The sequence below is a fragment of the Pseudomonas sp. HS6 genome (genome assembly GCF_023375815.1).
Taxonomy (GTDB): domain Bacteria; phylum Pseudomonadota; class Gammaproteobacteria; order Pseudomonadales; family Pseudomonadaceae; genus Aquipseudomonas.
Genome location: NZ_CP067412.1, coordinates 1,781,652 through 1,798,827, shown reverse-complemented (window position 1 = coordinate 1,798,827; position 17,176 = coordinate 1,781,652). Strand labels below are relative to the sequence as shown.

At 60.0% G+C, this 17,176-nt stretch carries 13 protein-coding genes; 10 read left to right on the top strand and 3 right to left on the bottom strand.

Going from position 1 to position 17,176, the window contains the following annotated elements:
- Window positions 1-8: 8 nt before the first annotated feature.
- The 5 genes from JJN09_RS08230 to JJN09_RS08210 are packed head-to-tail and all read left to right on the top strand — an operon-like array spanning window position 9 to window position 7,992.
- On the top strand, window positions 9-773 hold the full coding sequence (locus JJN09_RS08230; RefSeq protein ID WP_249486700.1) for a DotU/TssL family secretion system protein: 765 nt from the start codon (window positions 9-11) through the stop codon (window positions 771-773).
- Window positions 770-4,591: a type VI secretion protein IcmF/TssM N-terminal domain-containing protein gene (locus tag JJN09_RS08225; protein ID WP_249486699.1), complete on the top strand. Its 3,822-nt coding sequence runs from the start codon at window positions 770-772 to the stop codon at window positions 4,589-4,591. The genes JJN09_RS08230 and JJN09_RS08225 overlap by 4 nt, the downstream gene beginning before the upstream one ends.
- Complete coding sequence (tssA, locus tag JJN09_RS08220) at window positions 4,588-5,670, top strand: type VI secretion system protein TssA (RefSeq protein WP_249486698.1); 1,083 nt, start codon at window positions 4,588-4,590, stop codon at window positions 5,668-5,670. The genes JJN09_RS08225 and tssA overlap by 4 nt, the downstream gene beginning before the upstream one ends.
- Window positions 5,671-5,695: 25 nt before the next feature.
- Window positions 5,696-6,046 (top strand): hypothetical protein, encoded by a 351-nt coding sequence (locus JJN09_RS08215; protein WP_249486697.1) that lies wholly within the window; start codon window positions 5,696-5,698, stop codon window positions 6,044-6,046.
- A gap of 5 nt (window positions 6,047-6,051) precedes the next feature.
- Entirely contained in the window at window positions 6,052-7,992 is a 1,941-nt protein-coding gene (locus tag JJN09_RS08210; protein WP_249486696.1) for a S8 family serine peptidase, read from the top strand.
- Between the two features lie 9 nt (window positions 7,993-8,001).
- Here JJN09_RS08210 and JJN09_RS08205 read toward each other — a convergent pair whose 3' ends face one another.
- Both JJN09_RS08205 and JJN09_RS08200 read right to left on the bottom strand, forming a co-directional pair.
- Window positions 8,002-8,970, bottom strand: coding sequence for a 2-hydroxyacid dehydrogenase (locus JJN09_RS08205; protein ID WP_249486695.1), 969 nt, complete (start codon window positions 8,968-8,970; stop codon window positions 8,002-8,004).
- Window positions 8,971-9,178: 208 nt separating this feature from the next.
- Window positions 9,179-9,562, bottom strand: coding sequence for a tautomerase family protein (locus JJN09_RS08200; protein WP_249486694.1), 384 nt, complete (start codon window positions 9,560-9,562; stop codon window positions 9,179-9,181).
- Window positions 9,563-9,835: 273 nt separating this feature from the next.
- Between JJN09_RS08200 and JJN09_RS08195 the strand changes: the two genes are divergently transcribed.
- The 5 genes from JJN09_RS08195 to JJN09_RS08175 all read left to right on the top strand — a co-directional run bounded on the left by JJN09_RS08195 (window position 9,836) and on the right by JJN09_RS08175 (window position 14,188).
- On the top strand, window positions 9,836-10,030 hold the full coding sequence (locus JJN09_RS08195; RefSeq protein WP_064597508.1) for a hypothetical protein: 195 nt from the start codon (window positions 9,836-9,838) through the stop codon (window positions 10,028-10,030).
- Between the two features lie 48 nt (window positions 10,031-10,078).
- Complete coding sequence (locus tag JJN09_RS08190) at window positions 10,079-10,249, top strand: hypothetical protein (protein WP_249486693.1); 171 nt, start codon at window positions 10,079-10,081, stop codon at window positions 10,247-10,249.
- Between the two features lie 255 nt (window positions 10,250-10,504).
- On the top strand, window positions 10,505-11,785 hold the full coding sequence (locus tag JJN09_RS08185; protein ID WP_249486692.1) for an HAAAP family serine/threonine permease: 1,281 nt from the start codon (window positions 10,505-10,507) through the stop codon (window positions 11,783-11,785).
- 137 nt (window positions 11,786-11,922) lie between these two features.
- The gene (locus JJN09_RS08180; RefSeq protein ID WP_249486691.1) at window positions 11,923-12,540 is read left to right on the top strand and encodes a ParB-like protein; all 618 of its coding nucleotides are present in this window, start codon (window positions 11,923-11,925) and stop codon (window positions 12,538-12,540) included.
- Window positions 12,530-14,188, top strand: a complete 1,659-nt coding sequence (locus JJN09_RS08175; protein ID WP_249486690.1) for a SulP family inorganic anion transporter — start codon at window positions 12,530-12,532, stop codon at window positions 14,186-14,188. Before JJN09_RS08180 ends, JJN09_RS08175 begins: the two co-directional genes overlap by 11 nt.
- Window positions 14,189-14,256: 68 nt before the next feature.
- Here the strand turns inward: JJN09_RS08175 and acnB are convergent, their stop codons facing one another.
- Window positions 14,257-16,866, bottom strand: a complete 2,610-nt coding sequence (gene acnB / locus JJN09_RS08170) for a bifunctional aconitate hydratase 2/2-methylisocitrate dehydratase (protein WP_249490777.1) — start codon at window positions 16,864-16,866, stop codon at window positions 14,257-14,259.
- Window positions 16,867-17,176 lie beyond the last annotated feature (310 nt).

The window sequence follows — 17,176 nt, the reverse complement described above, 5'->3', positions numbered from 1 at the left end:
AACGCCGTATGTCGCAAGGAAGTGCCGCAAACCTTGGGTTGCAGGACGCACCGTTGAGCAGCGCGTTTCGTCAGACGTGGCAGCAATGGCAACTGGACTGGGCTCAATTGCCCAAGGACATCGAGGACGATGCGGCGCTGGTCGAAGCCGTGGTCGAACTCTCCACGCAGGCTTCACAGCGGTTGTGGCGTACGGCGTTTTCCCGGGTCGGTGACTCGGCGACCGAACAGGTCAAGGCGCTGGTGTACGCCTTCGTTGCGCTGGTCGATGAAACCCTGCTGTTCAGTCCATGGCCGGGCCAGAGCGCCTGGCAGGAAAAACCTTTGGAGTCACGTCTGTATTCCAGCCGTCAGGCGGGTGAGCAACTACCGGCGGCGATTCAAACCCTTCTCGATGAGCAGCAATCCACCACCCGTGACCTCGCCAACGTCTACCTGCAATGCCTGATCCTCGGTTTTCATGGACGCCTGCGTGGCGAGCACAGTCAAGCGCAGTTGGAAAAATGGCGGCTGGCCCTGTTCACCTTTGCCTGGCAGGACGAGGCCAGTTACGTCGATGTCAGCGAGCGATTGGTACAGCCGTCGCTGACCGCGCCCCTGCAATTGCCTGTGCGCACGGCGTTGCCGGACGGCTTTCGTCTGGCGTTGGGCATTCTGGCGATGGTGCTGTTGCTGACCGGGGTCGGCCAGTTCTTGTGGAGTGACATTCGTTCAGAACTGGAACCGGTGCTGCAAACCACCGACTCGATGGCGGCACCGGAGCAAGACTCATGAGTACCTTGATGATCGTCGCGTGGGTGGTCGCGGTGCTGTTGCTGCTGGTGATCGTCGGTGTGGCGGTGTGGTGGCTGCGCACTCGAAGCGGCGCGGCGATCCGCAGCTTCTATCTTGCGGTGCGGCACATGGAGCAAGAGCAGGGCACTCACGATCGCTACCAGTTGCCATGGTTGCTGATGCTCGGCGATGAGGTCCAGGGCACGCAACTGGTGACCGAATGGCGCCTGCAACCTACCGACAAACCGGCCTGGTTCGGCCGTTGGTGGTCGGACCCCGAAGGTGCAGTGCTGGTGGTGCCCCAAGGTTTGTTTCTGCCGGAAGACGGCATGCATTTGCAACGTGGCGGCTGGTGGCGACTGCTCGGGTTGATCCTGCGCCTGCGCAGCAAGCGTCCGCTCGACGGGGTGGTCTGGACCGTGCCGGTCAGTCGCCTGGGCAATCTGGAGCAGGCGACGCAGTCGGGGCTTGCGGCGCGCCGACGCTTCATCGATCTGCTGCAACGCTTTGGCCTGAGCGTGCCGGTGTACGTGATCGTCACCGGGCTTGAGGAGCTGCCGGGCTTTCAGGACCTGATCAGTGCGCTGCCGGATGAGGCACGCGAGCGCACCCTGGGCTGGTCATCGCCCTTTGCGCGGGATGCGGTGTGGCAGGGGCAGTGGAGTGATCAGGCACTGGATCGCCTGCACCGTGCCGTCGCCGAAGCGGTGATTGAGCTCGGCACCTTGTCCGGGCATTTGAGTGCTGACCTGTATGCCTTGCCGGAGCGCCTGGAAACGCTGCGGCGGGGTCTGCAAAACGTGCTGGAGCCGGTGTTCCAGGGCAACGCGCAGGGCGAGGCGCCATGTTTTCGCGGTGTGTATTTCAGCGCCAACCAACCGTCCGAGGATGCGCTGGACGGGTTCAGTGCCGATGACAGCGGCTTGCAGCGCAGCGTGTTCATGCGTCAGTTATGGCGTCAGCGCCTGGTTGGCGAGCGCGGTCTGGCGCTGGGTGTGCCGCGTCTGTTGCGCCTGCGTCAGCGTTGGCAACGGCTGACGGCCGGCGTGGCGCTGGTGGTCGGTGTCGTCTGGGCGCTGGCGATGTTCTGGGTGTGGAACCAGTCGGTCAAGGATGCCCATGAACTGGCGCGGCTGATGCAAGGCGCACACAAGAGCTACGTCACGGTCACTGACGAGGCGCACCGCGTCGAGCCGACCCGGCGCAACGTGCAGAGTTTCTGGCGGGTACTGGAAAAAGCGCCGCACTGGCACTACGTGTCGCTGGCGTTTCCATCTTCGTGGATTTCTTCTGTGGACGTGAAGATCGAACGGGCGGTGTTCCAGGCTGCCCAGCGTCATATGGTTCAGCCGCTGCATGCGTTGCTTGTGGCGGAGCTGGCGAAGATCAAGGCGATCCGCACGACAGATCGACGTAACAGCGTCGAAAGCGAAGACCCGTCCCAGTGGCAGAACTACCAGAAAGCCACGGACCTGGTGGACCGGGCGCTGCGCCTCGAGCAACAGAACCAGTTGTTCGCTGAGGTGCAGAACAATCAGCGGGCACCTCTGGACGATCTGGTGCAACTGAGCAACAACGCGCTCTCGCTCAACCTCAACGCGGCGACGGTGCCCCACGCCGCTTACTACAATCGGCTGTTGGCGGCAGGGGACAATGGTGATTTGCAGGCGCTGGATCTGAGCGTCGAGCGGCCGCTGATCGTCAGCAACTTCAACGGGCTCATGGAGCGCTGGCTCGATCAGTATTTCCTGGCCGACAACTTTGTCAGCAAGGCCGGCTACCTCAAACTGCACCTGGAACAGCTTGAGGCCGGGAGCGGCAACAGCCTCAGCGAGCTGGAAGACCTGCGCGCGCTGATCGACGACCTGCAAGCGGCGGTCGCCCTGACCAATTCGACCTGGAGTCGCGGCAAGGGCCAGGAGCTGGTGCCGGGTTACCGCGAATTTCTCGACAAGGTGCGCAAGAGCACGTTGCTCGGGCCGGCGGTCGAGCAACAACTCGATGCCCAGGCGGGCAAGTTGCAGCAGAGTTTCCGCGATCAGTGGATTGCTCAGGTCGGTTCGCGCGGCAACTTGCTGGTGCAGCAGGGCAGCGGGCAACTGGCATTGCAGGATCAGGTGGTGAAACTCAACAACGCGGTGCAGGCGCTGTTCAAGCGTGACTTCGTGTCCATCGCCATGCGCGCCACCGAAGACAACGTCAACATGCAAGGTCAGACCGTGGATGGCGATGACCTCAATACCTCGCTCAACTACTTCAGCAGCTACAAGAGCTATGTCGCCGAAGAGTTGCCGCGCATTCCTCCGGCCTATCGCGAAGCGTTGTTGCAAGCTGCTGAAGGTGCTGCGGCGCAGGCCATGTGGTTGAGCCTGAAAGATCACAATGACCAGACGCATCCCTACGCCGTATTCAACGTGCAGGCCGAGCAGGCCATGGCTTTGCAGAAAGCGTTTGTCGAAGTTCATCGCAGCGATCTGGCGGCGCGTCTGCAAGGTGCGCTGAACCGTCGGGCCATGGCGCAGCTCGTCAACGGTCTGGATGAAATCACCGCACAGCCGTTGTTCGGCGGGCGGACTGAAATCAGTCAGTGGGACGGTTCGAAAAACCTCGGTCTGCAACTGTACGGCGCCAGCGATGTGCAGGATTTGAAGCTGAGCCTCAAGCAGCAATTCAACACAATGCTCGGCATCACCGAGCGGCGCACATCGGCGTTGCAGTGGCTGATGACTCAACAGGGCAATCTGTCGGCGCTGGATTACGAACGGGTGACCCAGTTCAGCGCACTCAACGACGAACTGCTCAAGTACAAGGATTCGAACCCGGCCAGTTCGCCGGCGCAGATCGAGCAACTGGTCAGCCGCGATTTCATCGACATGGACACCGGTTCCTGCGTGCAGGTGTTGCAGACCGCCAATCTGGCGGGCGGGCGCGGCACTCTGGCGATGCGTGCGGTGGAGTTGCAACAGTCGGCCATGCAGCGCTGCCAGTACCTGCAACAGCAGCAGGCCGCTGCGGCGTGGAATGAGCTGGCCAACTATTTCAATCAGTACCTGGCCGATCGCTTCCCGTTTGCCAACGGCGTGCAGGCGCAGGATGCCGACCCTGCACGGGTGCAACATTTTCTGGAAATCATCGACAAACGCCTGCCGGTGGCCCAGGCCGGGCTGGTGCTGAGTCAGACCCCGGAACGTCTGGCGGCGGAGGATTTTCTCAACCGTCTGAAGCAGGCGAGCCTCTGGTTGACCCCGCTGTTCGTGCGCGACAAGAGCGGCATTCTCGGTGTCGAAATGGACGTCCGCTGGCGCACCGACCGCGACGATGAGCGCGGTGCCGATCAGGTGATCGCCGGCGGCTTGTTGGCTGGCAGTCAGCAGATTAGCTATCCCGCCGCCGAGCAGCCGAATCTGCGCTGGATGGTCGGCCAGCCGATCCGCTTGTCCCTGCGCTGGGCGCGCAACGGTCGCGAGCGTCCGGTGAACGATCCGCTGCAACCGAACCTGGTGGTGCGGGACATGGAGGCGGGCTGGGAGTACGGCGGACCGTGGTCGTTGTTGCGGCTGATGCGCGCGCACTTCTCGGTCCAGCGTCAGCCGAGCATGGATTACACAGACTTTCCGCTGACCCTGCGCCTGCCGGTCACCGCGCTCAACGACAGCGTCACCACCGAATTCACCCGGATGTTCGTGCGTCTGTCGCTGATGAGCCAGGGCTCGAAACTGCCGTTGTCGATTCCACCGTTGCCGACCCGGGCGCCGCGTTCACCGTTCCAGGTGACCGGCACCACTGCCGCCATTGAATCCCGCGAGGAGGGCCTGTGAGCCTGCCATCTGCAACCTTGCCCGACCTGATCGATCAGTTGCTCGCACCGATCAGCGCGGACGCGCCGTGTGGTGCGGATCTGCGTTACGAACGCGAGTTCGATCAAATTCGTGATCTGCGCCGTGAAGACGATGCGAGCCTGCCGACCGGGGTCTGGCAATCGACGCTGAAACAGGCGAACTGGCCGCAAGTGGAAAAACTCACCACGACGTTGCTGATCGAGCGCAGCAAGGACCTGATGCTCAGCGCCTGGCTCGGCGAGGCCTGGCTGCATCTTCAAGGACTGGACGGATTGCCCGGCAGTCTGGCGCTGATCGCTGGATTGTGTGAACGTTATCCCGAACAACTGCACCCGCAAGCCGAGGAGGGCGATCAGTCGTGGCGGGTGATTCCGCTGGAGTGGCTGGTGCGTCGGTACAGTGAAGTACTGCTGACCCGGGTGCCGCTGTTCGGCTCGTACAACAGCGATTTCGAGGCATACAACCTGGAAACCTGGCGCCGCTTGCAGGTGCAGCAGGTACAGGTCAACGACAGCAAGAATGCCAAGACTTCGGCGGAAACCGCTCGCAATGAACAAAAGAAACTCAGCGATCAGGTGCGCGCCACGCCACTGGCGTTCTGGCTACGCCAACAGGGCAACCTGCTGCTGAGCCAACAACACCTGCAGCGCCTGAACGCCTGGAGCGATACGTATCTGGGCGATCAAGGGCCGGGGTTGCAGCCCTTGCAGGACATCCTTCAAGCGCTGCTGAAACTGGTTCAGGAGTTCATCGCCATGCACCCACAAAAACCGGCGCCGGTTGCCCCTGTCGAAGTCCCTGTGGTGGAGGCGCAACCGGTCGATGAAGCGCCCGTGGCGGCGCAGGTTTTTCGTGAGCCGGCGAGCCGAGAAGAGGCCTATCGGCAATTGCTGCTGATTGCCGAATACCTGGCCCGCACCGAACCTCACAGCCCCGTGCCATACCTGATCCGGCGCGGGGTGGAGTGGGGCAACAAGCCGTTGAGCGAACTGCTCGGCGAGTTGATCTCGGCCGACGCCGAATCGCGGCGGCTGTGGACGTTGCTCGGCGTGCTTTGAGTGTGAGGCCACTGAGGAAGAATGCATGTTGGTGATACGTGATGCGCAAATGGCGCAGATGCGTCGTCTGCAAGTCGAAGCGGATATCGCCGTTATGGCGAACGAGCTTCGAGAGGCGTTACAGGCCCGTATGGCGGTGCTTCCAGAATTTGATCTGATCGAGTTTGTCAGGACGGGCTGGCCGCAGTCCGAGCGCTACGGCGTTTTGCGGCGAGAGAGTATCTTTCAGTTTCTGTTATTGCGAGTGCTCTTCGATGACGCCTTTTCTTCGATCTCTCGCAGCGCAGAGATCGAGCGGATTCTCCAGCGCCGTGACTGCAGTGGTGAAGAGAAACTTACCGATCTGCAGGCGCATTTCAACGTCATGCAGCACTGACAGATATGCCAACCGTCAAAGGGTTTACGGGAGCACCTTCATCGCTCGGCCAATTGATTCTTGAATGCCCGAACAGCGCGCTGGTGCTCGGCGCAGTCTGGAACGATGTGGGTAACCAGGTAATACCTGATGCACGGGTGACCTTGACACTTGGCGCGCTTATGGCCTCCGCGCAGACGGATCTCAATGGAGAGGTGTACTTCAAACTGAAAGATTTGCCTCAGAACACGGTGCAATTTTCCCTGTCGCTCAGCCACACTGCTACGGGTACGCGAACGGTCTATCCCGAGGCTGGCGGGCTCTTCGATATAAAAATCGGCGAAACCCATCGTCAGGACATGAGTATCGAAACCCCTGAGCTGAGTTGGTCCAACGAGACGGCCACAGGCAGTGTTGGAAAGTGGGAGTTGGCACTCGATCAAGGCATCGTCCCGATGGGCGTGCAGTTACTGCTGACACGAGCAGGGCTGCGGGGACGTGTCCGCATTTCGATCGTCCAGGCGAAAGGAGCGCATGGGCGACAGCGCAATCGCTCAGGCCAGGGAACCGCTGGGTATTTGAGTCGTCTGCGCGCCACGTTATCGGCCAACGGGGTGGTGCAACCCCTGAAATTTCCTTATGAATATGACCATGATCCGGCCAACCCGCTGACCTTCCACGTGATCGGACTGGAGCGGGGTGACGAGACGCTCAAGGCTGAAATGTTGACCGGTGTCGGCTTCACCCTCCCTGACGAAGGGATGGTCGACATGCTGAAAGTCACGGTAGCGCCCAGGCCAGTGGCATCGTTTAGGGTTTACTACGCAAATACTGACGACGATTTCACCCGCGCCGACCCCGAGTTCGCCACGATACTGGCATTGAAGCGCCCAGGCGTGGATTTCAGCTTGCTTGCCAACACGATCAAAATTGCGGTGTTGGACAACGGCATCAGCCGCGACAGCGTCTATCTGCGGGATGCGGTCCTGGATGGCCGATGTTTCAATAATGCGGGGTATCTCAGGGCTTATGACGCGTATCAGGTTGATATGGACGATCCGCATGGCTGTGGGGTGGCAGGGCAAGCCATTTTCGGCAGCAAGGCACTGAAACTGATCGATGTGAGAATGACCAAGGGGCAGTTCGGGGGCGACCCTGCGAGTGTGATCGGTCCTGCGATGGTCTGGCTCAATCAACAACCGGGTATACGAATATTGACGACCAGTGTGGGGTTCAACTGGGCGCATCCGGACATTGTCAAACAACATGATTCGAAGCTGCTGTACTGCACCACCGCCGGCAACAACAAGGCGAGCGTATCAACGAGCGCCAAGCGGCTTGGTTACGCGCCGCCATCGGCGATTTTGATTGCGCGCTGCAAATTGGACCGTGAGTCCCATGAGCGCACGCCTCATTCCTCTACAGGAACAGGTAGCGCAGTGGATTTGATTGTCCCCGGCGACTACACCGTTCTACACGTGCCTCGTCAACTGAAGAACAGTCTCAACGTCATTGCCGAGAATCGCTTCGTTATCAAGGTCAATCAATACGAAGAGGAGAAGAAAGCGGAAAAGGCTTGGGATGAGGCCAAGAGCAAGTGGGTACTTGAACAAATTACAACGAGAGGACTCGTCAATAACGTGCTAACACGCATGGAGTGGGGAAGACAATATGGGGAAGTGGAGCCTGGCAAAAGGCCCTCGGTAGGCACCAAGCCGGATGCGGCCAAGGTACTTTCCACGGATGATGATTTGAATCGGGATGATGGCGTGTCGTTTGGCGTGCCGGTGGTGGCGAATACCGCGGCAAAAATGCTTTTGATCAATCCCGGATTGTCACCTGCCGCTATCAAACGGATGCTGATCGACAGTTCCGATATCGGCGATGGCATGGAGGCACTGTGTAAGGCGCAGGGCGTGATGAATCCACTGCGCGCCTATTTCTTTGCCTTTGACGGTGGGGCCTGACAATAGGCTCTAGTGTACGCGCTGGTTATTCTGTTTCGGCGGCAGTGTGAGCGGTGTCAGCACCGGCTCCCCGGCAAAGAACGCCACCAGGTTTTTCCCCACCAGTTCCACCGTGCCTTGCGTGGCTTCCGGTGACAGCCCTGCGACGTGCGGGGTGAGAATCACGTTGCTCAAGGTTTTCAGCACATCCGGCACCCGGGGTTCGTGGTCGAACACATCGAGTGCGGCGCCGGCGATTCGCCGTTGTTCAAGTGCCGTGATCAGGTCTGCCGTGGCGATTACGCTGGCGCGAGCGATGTTGACGATAAAGCCATTGGGGCCCAGAGCGTCCAGCACGGGGCGGGTCACCAAATGCTGGCTGCCGATGCCGCCGGGCGTTGCGACTATCAGAAAGTCTGAGGCCCGCGCCAGTTCGGTGGGGGTCGAACAGAAAACGTAGGGTACATCGCTGCGCACCTGGCGGTTGTGGTAGCTGATCTCCATGTCGAAGCCCAGGTTCGCCCGTTTGGCGATGGCCATCCCCACCGCACCGAGGCCGAGAATTCCCAGGCGTTTGCCGGCCAGAGAAGGGCGCATGATCTTCGGCCACTCGCCACGGCGTACCGCAGCATCGCAGCGCGGAATGTCGCGCACCAGCGACAACAACAGTGCCATGGCATGGTCGGCCACCGACGAGGCGTTTACGCCAGCGCCATTGGTTACGGTAAGGCCCCTGTTGCTGGCCGCTTGCAGGTCCACTTGTTCGTAGCCGGCGCCGATCACGCAGACGATTTTCAGGGCGGGCAACGCGGCGATTTCTTCAGCGTACAAGCCCAGCGGGCCACGGGTCAGCACCGCGTCGATGCGTGCGCCGTGGGTGGCAATCGCCTGGGCGCGTTCGGCGGGTGTCGGGGCAAGAATCAGGTGAAAGCCCTGTCGTTCAAGAATGGGCAGGTAGTCATTGATGGTTTCAACCAGTACCAGAACGGTGGCGGGCATTGCTCGGCTCCTGTGATCGTCGGCGTGTCGGTCGCGAAAGTCGTGTCAGAGTGCTGATTCCAGAGCGGTTTGGCAATGGCCGGCGTTGCCCCGTACCAGCCAGTGTAGGAGCTGATACGGGGCGCGCGCAGGCGCTTCGTCAGAAGGCGATGTTGGCGGTGCTGAACAACTTCGTGAACGCCGCGCCGACGGTTCGCGAGCCGGTGTATCAACTGGCGTATTGGGCGATGCCGTTACCGAACGACCAGTTTTCTTTCTTCACCTCGACCAGATTGATGAACACATCCTCCAGACGGATCGACAGGTGCGTGTTCAGATTCTGGGCGATGGTCTGGTACAGCGCCTTTTTCTGCTCCAGCGTTCGACCCTCATTGAGGGTGATCTGGATGATCACCAGTTGGTCGCTGCGCTGGATCCCCAGGTACTGCGTATCGAAGATGAAATGATCGCCGTCGTGCTCGGCCAGGATCTGGAAGTTGTCGTGCTCCGGCACATTGATCGTGCTGCGCATGGCGGCGTAGATCTGCTCGCCGACGCGTTTGGCGAAGGTCGGGTCGGGGCGTTTTTTGAGTTCGACACGGACGAGGGGCATGGGAGGGCTCCGTGAGGTAAGGGATTGGAAGCGGCTGTCAGTCGGTTCGCCATTGGGTATAGCCGAAAAATGCCAGTCGGTGAGGTTGTTTAAAAACGTTAGGAAGTGGACGCACCGTCCTGCGGGATTTACGGATGTTGCCTACGAGTGCTGCCGGATTTATCCGCTATACGGCGAGATGTGAAGCACGAAACCATAGAGAGCAGGACAGGACGCGCTCTTCAGGATGGAGCGGCGGTCTGGACGGAAATTGCCATCAGCCAAGGAAGGCCAATGCTTCAGAACAACCGTGAAAACCTGGAACTCGACAGGCTTCATAACGAAACGCGAAAACTTGTGGCTGAAAGGCAGAAGCTTTTGGCGGAAGAAAAGAAGCTGAAGTGGGAGACGTATTTTTATCCAGTCGCGGTAGTGGCCGGCGTGTTAACGGCAAGCGCGGCATTAGCGGGCGTCTTTTTCAAGTTTTGAGCGTTCGTTTTCGCAAACTTCAGACACATGACCCAAAAGGAAATCAACATGAGTACCTATGACGCCAAAGCCAGAATGGAACAACTGGAGCGGGAACACGATGAGTGGGCCGAGAAAATACGTATAAAAAACAAGAAAGAAATGCGCCCGATCTGGGGGTTGCTGGGGCTGGGCATCTTTTGCATGTCCCTTGGCTTCATATTGGCCCGATCGATTTGATCGAATTTTGCCATGGCACATTCGGCGCCGGTACTTGCCATAAAACGACATCTGGCGTATCTGGCGCCGACAGGTTTTTTCCCAAAAACGACAACCGTCCGATCTGCTCCGCACAACCATTCCTCAGCTAAGTCTTTGCTTCCGCTCATTTATCGCGGAGAATCGCGCCCCTGTTTCGGCCGGAGCATGTCTGTCGGTTTTTTCCGACGCGTCCTGACCGAGTGGCAAGTGACCGGAATGCGGAGATCCGACCGGATGAATGATCAGGCCAATAGCGTCGAACAACGCTTTGAAGCGGCAGCACCAGCCGAACTGTCGAGCTGGAATCGCCATGACACTACCTGGATGTTGGGACTGTTTGGGACGGCCATTGGCGCCGGCACCCTGTTTTTGCCGATCAACGCAGGTCTGGGTGGCTTCTGGCCGCTGGTGATCCTCGCGCTGCTGGCCTTCCCCATGACCTTCTTCGCACACCGCGGCCTGACCCGCTTCGTGCTCTCCGGTCGCGAAGGCGCCGACATCACTGAGGTGGTGGAACAACATTTCGGCATCAAGGCCGGTGCGCTGATCACGCTGCTGTACTTCTTCGCGATCTTCCCGATTCTGCTGATCTACAGCGTTGGCTTGACCAACACGGTCGCCAGTTTCCTCGAGCATCAATTGCACATCACGCCGCCACCGCGTGCGCTGCTGTCGTTCGGGCTGATCCTCGGCCTGCTGGCCGTGGTGCGCTGCGGTGAGCAAGTGATCGTCAAGGCGATGAGCCTGATGGTCTATCCATTCATCGTTGCGCTGCTGTTCCTGGGGGTATACCTGATTCCGCACTGGAACGGCGGCATCCTCAGCACCGCCTCGCAGGTGCCGGCGCCGTCAGCGCTGCTGCACACGCTGTGGCTGGCGATTCCGGTGATGGTGTTCTCGTTCAACCACTCACCGATCATCTCGGCGTTTGCCGTGGACCAGAAGCGTCGCTACGGCGTTCACGCCGATGAGCGCAGCTCGCAGATCCTGTGCCGCGCTCACCTGCTGATGGTGGTGATGGTGCTGTTCTTCGTCTTCAGTTGCGTGCTGACGCTGTCGCCAGAGCAACTGGCTGAAGCGAAGGCGCAGAACCTGTCGATCCTGTCGTACCTGGCCAACCACTTCAGCAACCCGACCATCGCTTTCGCGGCGCCGTTGATTGCGTTCGTGGCGATCTCCAAGTCGTTCCTCGGCCACTACATCGGTGCCAGCGAAGGCCTTAAAGGTTTGATCGTCAAGAGCGGCAAACGCCCGGGCGCCAAGGCGCTGGATCGCATTGTTGCGGCGTTCATGCTGGTGGTGTGCTGGATCGTTGCGACCCTGAACCCGAGCATCCTCGGCATGATCGAGACGATCGGTGGCCCGGTCATCGCCGCGATCCTGTTCCTGATGCCGATGTACGCGATTCGCAAGGTGCCGGCGATGGCCCGCTATCGTGGTCAGGCGTCGAACGTGTTTGTCACCGCTGTCGGCCTGGTGGCTATCTCGGCGTTGATCTACTCGCTGACGGCTTGATTCCGGGCCAGCAGCATCAGGCGGGGGCGAGCGATTCGCCCCCGCTTTTGCAAGACCTCCCCAGTGCCTGATCCAAGGCACACATCCCAAGGCAGAAACGGCTACGCTTGAAAGGCACTTTTCCCCGGAGATGCCTCATGCCTCGTGCCCGACCGCAACTGATCAGCGCCAAACTGGAAAAACTCCATCCCACTCAGCTCACGGTCGGTCTCGCCGAAGTCGCCGACAAGCGCCAGGAATGGAAGAAACTCAAACGCAAGGAGCGGGCGGCAGCGCTGGATAATCACTGGTTTCCCAGTGTGCTGGGGCCTGAGGGCGTCTATTACATCGTCGATCACCACCACTTTGGACTTGCGCTGATTCAGGAAGAGGTCAAGAAGGCTTCCTTGCTGGTGCTCAAGGATCTTTCATTTGTTGATCCGGTGACATTCTGGAGCGTGATGAACTTCAACCAGTGGGCGCATCCCTATGATGGACGCGGTGCCCGACGCACGTTCGAAGCCATTCCCAAATCCATCGTCGATCTGCAGGACGATCCTTATCGCAGCCTTGCCGGACGCTTGCGCCGGGCCGGTGGCTACGCCAAGGACGCCACGCCCTACAGCGAATTCCTCTGGGCGGACTTCTTTCGCAGCCGCATCGCCAGCGACCAGATCAACGATCTGAGCCCGAAATTGCAGACCAAAGCCATGAACCTGGCGCGCAGCCAGGAGGCTCGGTATCTGCCGGGGTGGGTGGGTGCGATTGTCAACTGAACCGCTGAGCGCCGCTTCCCGACCTGAAGTGCAAAGCCGAAGTCAGGATCTGCTGGCCGGATTGTCGATTGCCGGCCTGTTACTGCCCGAGGCCGTGGCCTATTCCAGCATTGCCGCGTTACCACCCCAGGCCGGGGTGATCGCGTTGTTCGCCGGACTCCTGTGTTACGCACTGATGGGCACCAGTCGGTTTGCCGTGGTTTCGGCCACTTCATCCTCGGCAGCGGTACTGGCGGCGGCGACGGCTTCGCTGGCTGGCGGCGACCCGGCATTACGCCTGAGCCTGGCGGTCGGTCTGGTGTTGATGACCGGCGTGCTGTTTCTGCTGGCGGGGCTTTTCAAGCTCGGCAGCGTCACTTCATTCATTGCCAAACCGGTGTTGCGCGGGTTTGCCTTGGGACTGGCAGTGACGATCATCCTCAAACAGGTGGCGAGCGTCGTCGATGTCCACCTGACAGAGAGCAACCTGGTTCGCTTCCTGCCGCAGTTGATTGAGCAGTGGCCGAAATGGAACCTGGCGGGTGCCGGGGTCGCGCTGGTGGCATTGCTGGTGCTGATGGCCTGCGCCCGTTTTCGCCGGGTGCCGGGTGGATTGATTGTTGTCGCATTGGGAATCGCCGCCAGCCAATGGCTGAATCTGCCGGACCACGGAGTGAAGCTGATCGGAGTCATCGACTTGGCGCTGGAGATGCCGCAGTTGCCGAATATGCCTTTTGCCGATTGGCTGCGTCTGGGTGAACTGGCGTTTGCCATGGTGATGATTCTGTATGCCGAATCCTATGGCTCGATCAGCTCGTTTGCCCTGAAGCATGGCGACCGGGTGTCTTCGAATCGCGATCTGCTGGCGCTGGGCGCGTCCAATCTGTTGTCGGGGCTGTTTCACGGCATGCCTGCCGGAGCGGGGTATTCCGCGACATCCGCTAACGAAGCGGCGGGGGCTACATCGCGATTGGCCGGTATTGTTGCGGCGGTAGTGGTGCTGCTGATTGTGTTGACTGTGTTGCCATACATCGCCCTGACACCGGAACCGGTACTGGCCGCCATCGTGATTCACGCCTTGGGACGGGCGTTGAGCTTGCAACCACTGGGCCGCTACTTCATCTGGCGCCGCGATCGCTTGTTGGTGATCTGCGCCGTGGCGGCGGTGTTGGTACTGGGTGTGCTCGACGGTTTGTTGCTGGCGGTGGCGATCAGCGTGGTGCTGATGCTCAAGCAGATGTCATCGGCGGATATCCAGGTGCTGGGGCAAATGGGCGGCGGTCACGATTATGTCGACATGCAACGCCATCCGGATGCCCGGGAAGTTCCCGGCGTGTTGATTGTCCGGCCGAGCGAGGCGCTGTTTTTCGCTAACGTGGAGCGCATTCTCGGCGGCGCGCTGCGGCTGGCTCGTCATGCGCCGGCGGTGGTGCACACGATCATCCTGAGTCTGGAAGAGTCGCCGGACCTGGACGGCACCAGCATCGAAGCGCTGGAAGCGTTTTTCCTGCAGGTGCGGGCCGAAGACAAGCTGTTGATTCTGGCGCGCCTCAAACATCAGGCGCAAACGGTGCTGGCGCAATTGCCAGAGCTGGAACGCGAGCAGGTGTTGCTGAGCGGTTTGAGTGTGGACGAGGCGGTACAGCAGGCACTCAAACTGAATGCGTGAGTTTCCGGAGGCATAAAAAAAACGCCGCTCATCTCACGATGGGCGGCGTTTTTCATTGCGTTGCAGCGTTAGGCTTGAACGACCGGAATGTTGGCGTTCGCAGCAGCTTCACGGAACTCGGCAATCTGGTCGAAGGACAGGTAGCGGTAAACGTCGGCCGCCATGCTGTCGATCTTGCCAGCGTATTCCATGTACTCCTCGACGGTCGGCAGGCGACCCAGGATCGAAGCAACGGACGCCAGCTCAGCCGAAGCCAGGTAAACGTTCGCGCCGTCGCCCAGACGGTTCGGGAAGTTACGGGTCGAAGTCGACACCACGGTGCTGTTCGGTTCAACGCGTGCCTGGTTACCCATGCACAGCGAGCAGCCTGGCATTTCCATGCGAGCGCCGGCCTTGCCGTAGATGCCGTAGTAGCCTTCTTCGGTCAGCTGGTGAGCGTCCATTTTGGTCGGCGGCGACAGCCACAGACGGGTTGGCAGCTGACCCTTGACCTGATCCAGCAGTTTACCGGCAGCGCGGAAGTGACCGATGTTGGTCATGCACGAACCGATGAACACTTCGTCGATCTTCTCGCCAGCAACGCTGGACAGCAGACGGGCGTCGTCCGGGTCGTTCGGCGCGCACAGTACAGGCTCGCTGATGTCGGCCAGATCGATTTCGATGATTTCGGCGTATTCGGCGTCGGCATCGGCTTCCATCAGTTCCGGGTTGGCAACCCAGGCTTCCATCGCTTGAGCACGACGTTCCAGAGTACGTGCATCGCCGTAGCCTTCGCCGATCATCCAGCGCAGCAGGGTGATGTTGGAGTTCAGGTACTCGGTGATCGACTCTTTCGACAGTTTGATGGTGCAACCGGCAGCCGAACGTTCGGCCGAAGCGTCGGACAGTTCGAAAGCCTGTTCCAGGGTCAGACCTTCCAGGCCTTCGATTTCCAGGATGCGGCCGGAGAAGGCGTTTTTCTTGCCTTTCTTCTCGACGGTCAGCAGACCGTTCTGGATAGCGAAGTAAGGAATGGCATGAACCAGATCACGCAGGGTGATGCCAGGTTTCATTTTGCCTTTGAAGCGCACCAGGATCGATTCCGGCATGTCCAGCGGCATGACGCCGGTGGCTGCGGCGAACGCGACCAGACCGGAACCGGCCGGGAACGAGATGCCCATCGGGAAACGGGTGTGCGAGTCACCACCAGTACCCACGGTGTCCGGCAGCAGCATGCGGTTCAGCCACGAGTGGATGATGCCGTCGCCCGGACGCAGGGAAACGCCGCCACGGGTCATGATGAAGTCAGGCAGGGTGTGGTGGGTAGTCACGTCGATCGGCTTTGGATAAGCCGCGGTGTGGCAGAAGGACTGCATCACCAGATCAGCGGAGAAGCCCAGGCACGCCAGGTCTTTCAGTTCGTCACGGGTCATCGGACCGGTGGTGTCCTGAGAACCTACGGTGGTCATCTTCGGTTCGCAGTAGGTGCCAGGACGAACGCCTTTGCCTTCTGCCAGACCGCAAGCCTTGCCGACCATTTTCTGCGCCAGGGTGAAACCCTTGGTGCTTTCGGCCGGAGCTTCAGGCTTCTTGAACAGATCGAACGCAGGCAGACCCAGTTCGGCGCGAGCCTTCTCGGTCAGGCCACGGCCGATGATCAGCGGGATACGGCCGCCAGCGCGAACTTCGTCCAGCAGAACCGGGGTCTTCATTTCGAAGGTGGTCAGGACTTCGTCGCTGTTGTGCTTGGTGACTTTGCCAGCATGCGGGTACAGGTCGATCACGTCGCCCATGTTCATGTTGGAAACGTCGAACTCGATTGGCAGTGCGCCGGCATCTTCCATGGTGTTGTAGAAGATCGGAGCGATTTTGCTGCCGAAGCAGAAACCGCCGCCGCGCTTGTTCGGCACGTAAGGGATGTCGTCGCCGAAGAACCACAGGACCGAGTTGGTAGCCGATTTACGCGAGGAACCAGTACCGACCACGTCACCGACGTAGGCGATCGGGAAGCCTTCGCCGCGCATGGCTTCGATCTGCTTCATCGGGCCGGTCTTGCCTTGCTCGTCCGGAACGATGCCGTCACGGGCCATTTTCAGCATGGCCAGGGCGTGCAGCGGGATGTCTGGACGCGACCAGGCGTCTGGAGCAGGGGACAGGTCGTCGGTGTTGGTTTCGCCGGTCACCTTGAAGACGCGCAGGCTGATCTTGTCGGCCAGCACAGGGCGCTTCTTGAACCATTCGCCGTCAGCCCAGGATTGCAGCACGGCCTTGGCGTGAACGTTGCCGTTCTTGGCTTTTTCAGCCACGTCGTGGAAGGCATCGAACATCAGCAGGGTGTGCTTGAGTTCTTCGGCAGCCACTGGCGCCAGCTCGGCGTTGTCCAGCAGGTCGACCAGGGTCACGATGTTGTAGCCGCCCTGCATGGTGCCGAGCAGCTCTACAGCGCGCTTCTTGTCCAGCAGAGGGGAGGAGACTTCGCCCTTGGCCAGAGCAGACAGGAAACCGGCCTTGACGTAGGCCGCTTCGTCCACGCCTGGTGGAATGCGATTGGTGATCAGGTCAACGAGGAAAGCTTCTTCGCCAGCCGGAGGATTCTTCAGCAGCTCGACCAGGCCTGCAGTTTGTTCGGCGTTAAGCGGCTGGGGAACGATACCCAGGGCTGCACGCTCTTCGATATGTTTGCGGTAGGCTTCAAGCACAGTTATTACCCTCATCAGTGGTCCCAAATGGGTGTCCGGGACGCTCATCCCGAAATTGCCGTACTCATGCTCCTCACGACGTTGTGGGTCGTTCGGCCAGAATTACCGGCAATTCCTTACAGAAGCTGCTTTCAAAGTTTTACGCCTGCAGAACGGGGAGCTGATGAGGGTTGGCGTTGGGCTTTTCCCCGCTGGAAAAACCCTTCGCCAACACCGCTCTGAAGGAACGACTGTGCTCGTGACGCTTTGAAAACAGCTTCTAACGGACATTGGCGCCTAAAAAGGCTGGCTGATTCTACGGCAAAAAAAA

Excerpts from the sequence above, each read along its gene's own strand:
- JJN09_RS08185 (WP_249486692.1), top strand. The coding sequence starts at position 10,505 with ATGAATGATCAGGCCAATAGCGTCGAACAACGCTTTGAAGCGGCAGCA.
- JJN09_RS08230 (WP_249486700.1), top strand. The coding sequence starts at position 9 with ATGTCGCAAGGAAGTGCCGCAAACCTTGGGTTGCAGGACGCACCGTTG.
- JJN09_RS08210 (WP_249486696.1), top strand. The coding sequence starts at position 6,052 with ATGCCAACCGTCAAAGGGTTTACGGGAGCACCTTCATCGCTCGGCCAA.
- JJN09_RS08200 (WP_249486694.1), bottom strand. The coding sequence starts at position 9,562 with ATGCCCCTCGTCCGTGTCGAACTCAAAAAACGCCCCGACCCGACCTTC.
- JJN09_RS08225 (WP_249486699.1), top strand. The coding sequence starts at position 770 with ATGAGTACCTTGATGATCGTCGCGTGGGTGGTCGCGGTGCTGTTGCTG.
- JJN09_RS08195 (WP_064597508.1), top strand. The coding sequence starts at position 9,836 with ATGCTTCAGAACAACCGTGAAAACCTGGAACTCGACAGGCTTCATAAC.
- JJN09_RS08190 (WP_249486693.1), top strand. The coding sequence starts at position 10,079 with ATGAGTACCTATGACGCCAAAGCCAGAATGGAACAACTGGAGCGGGAA.
- JJN09_RS08215 (WP_249486697.1), top strand. The coding sequence starts at position 5,696 with ATGTTGGTGATACGTGATGCGCAAATGGCGCAGATGCGTCGTCTGCAA.
- JJN09_RS08180 (WP_249486691.1), top strand. The coding sequence starts at position 11,923 with ATGCCTCGTGCCCGACCGCAACTGATCAGCGCCAAACTGGAAAAACTC.
- JJN09_RS08205 (WP_249486695.1), bottom strand. The coding sequence starts at position 8,970 with ATGCCCGCCACCGTTCTGGTACTGGTTGAAACCATCAATGACTACCTG.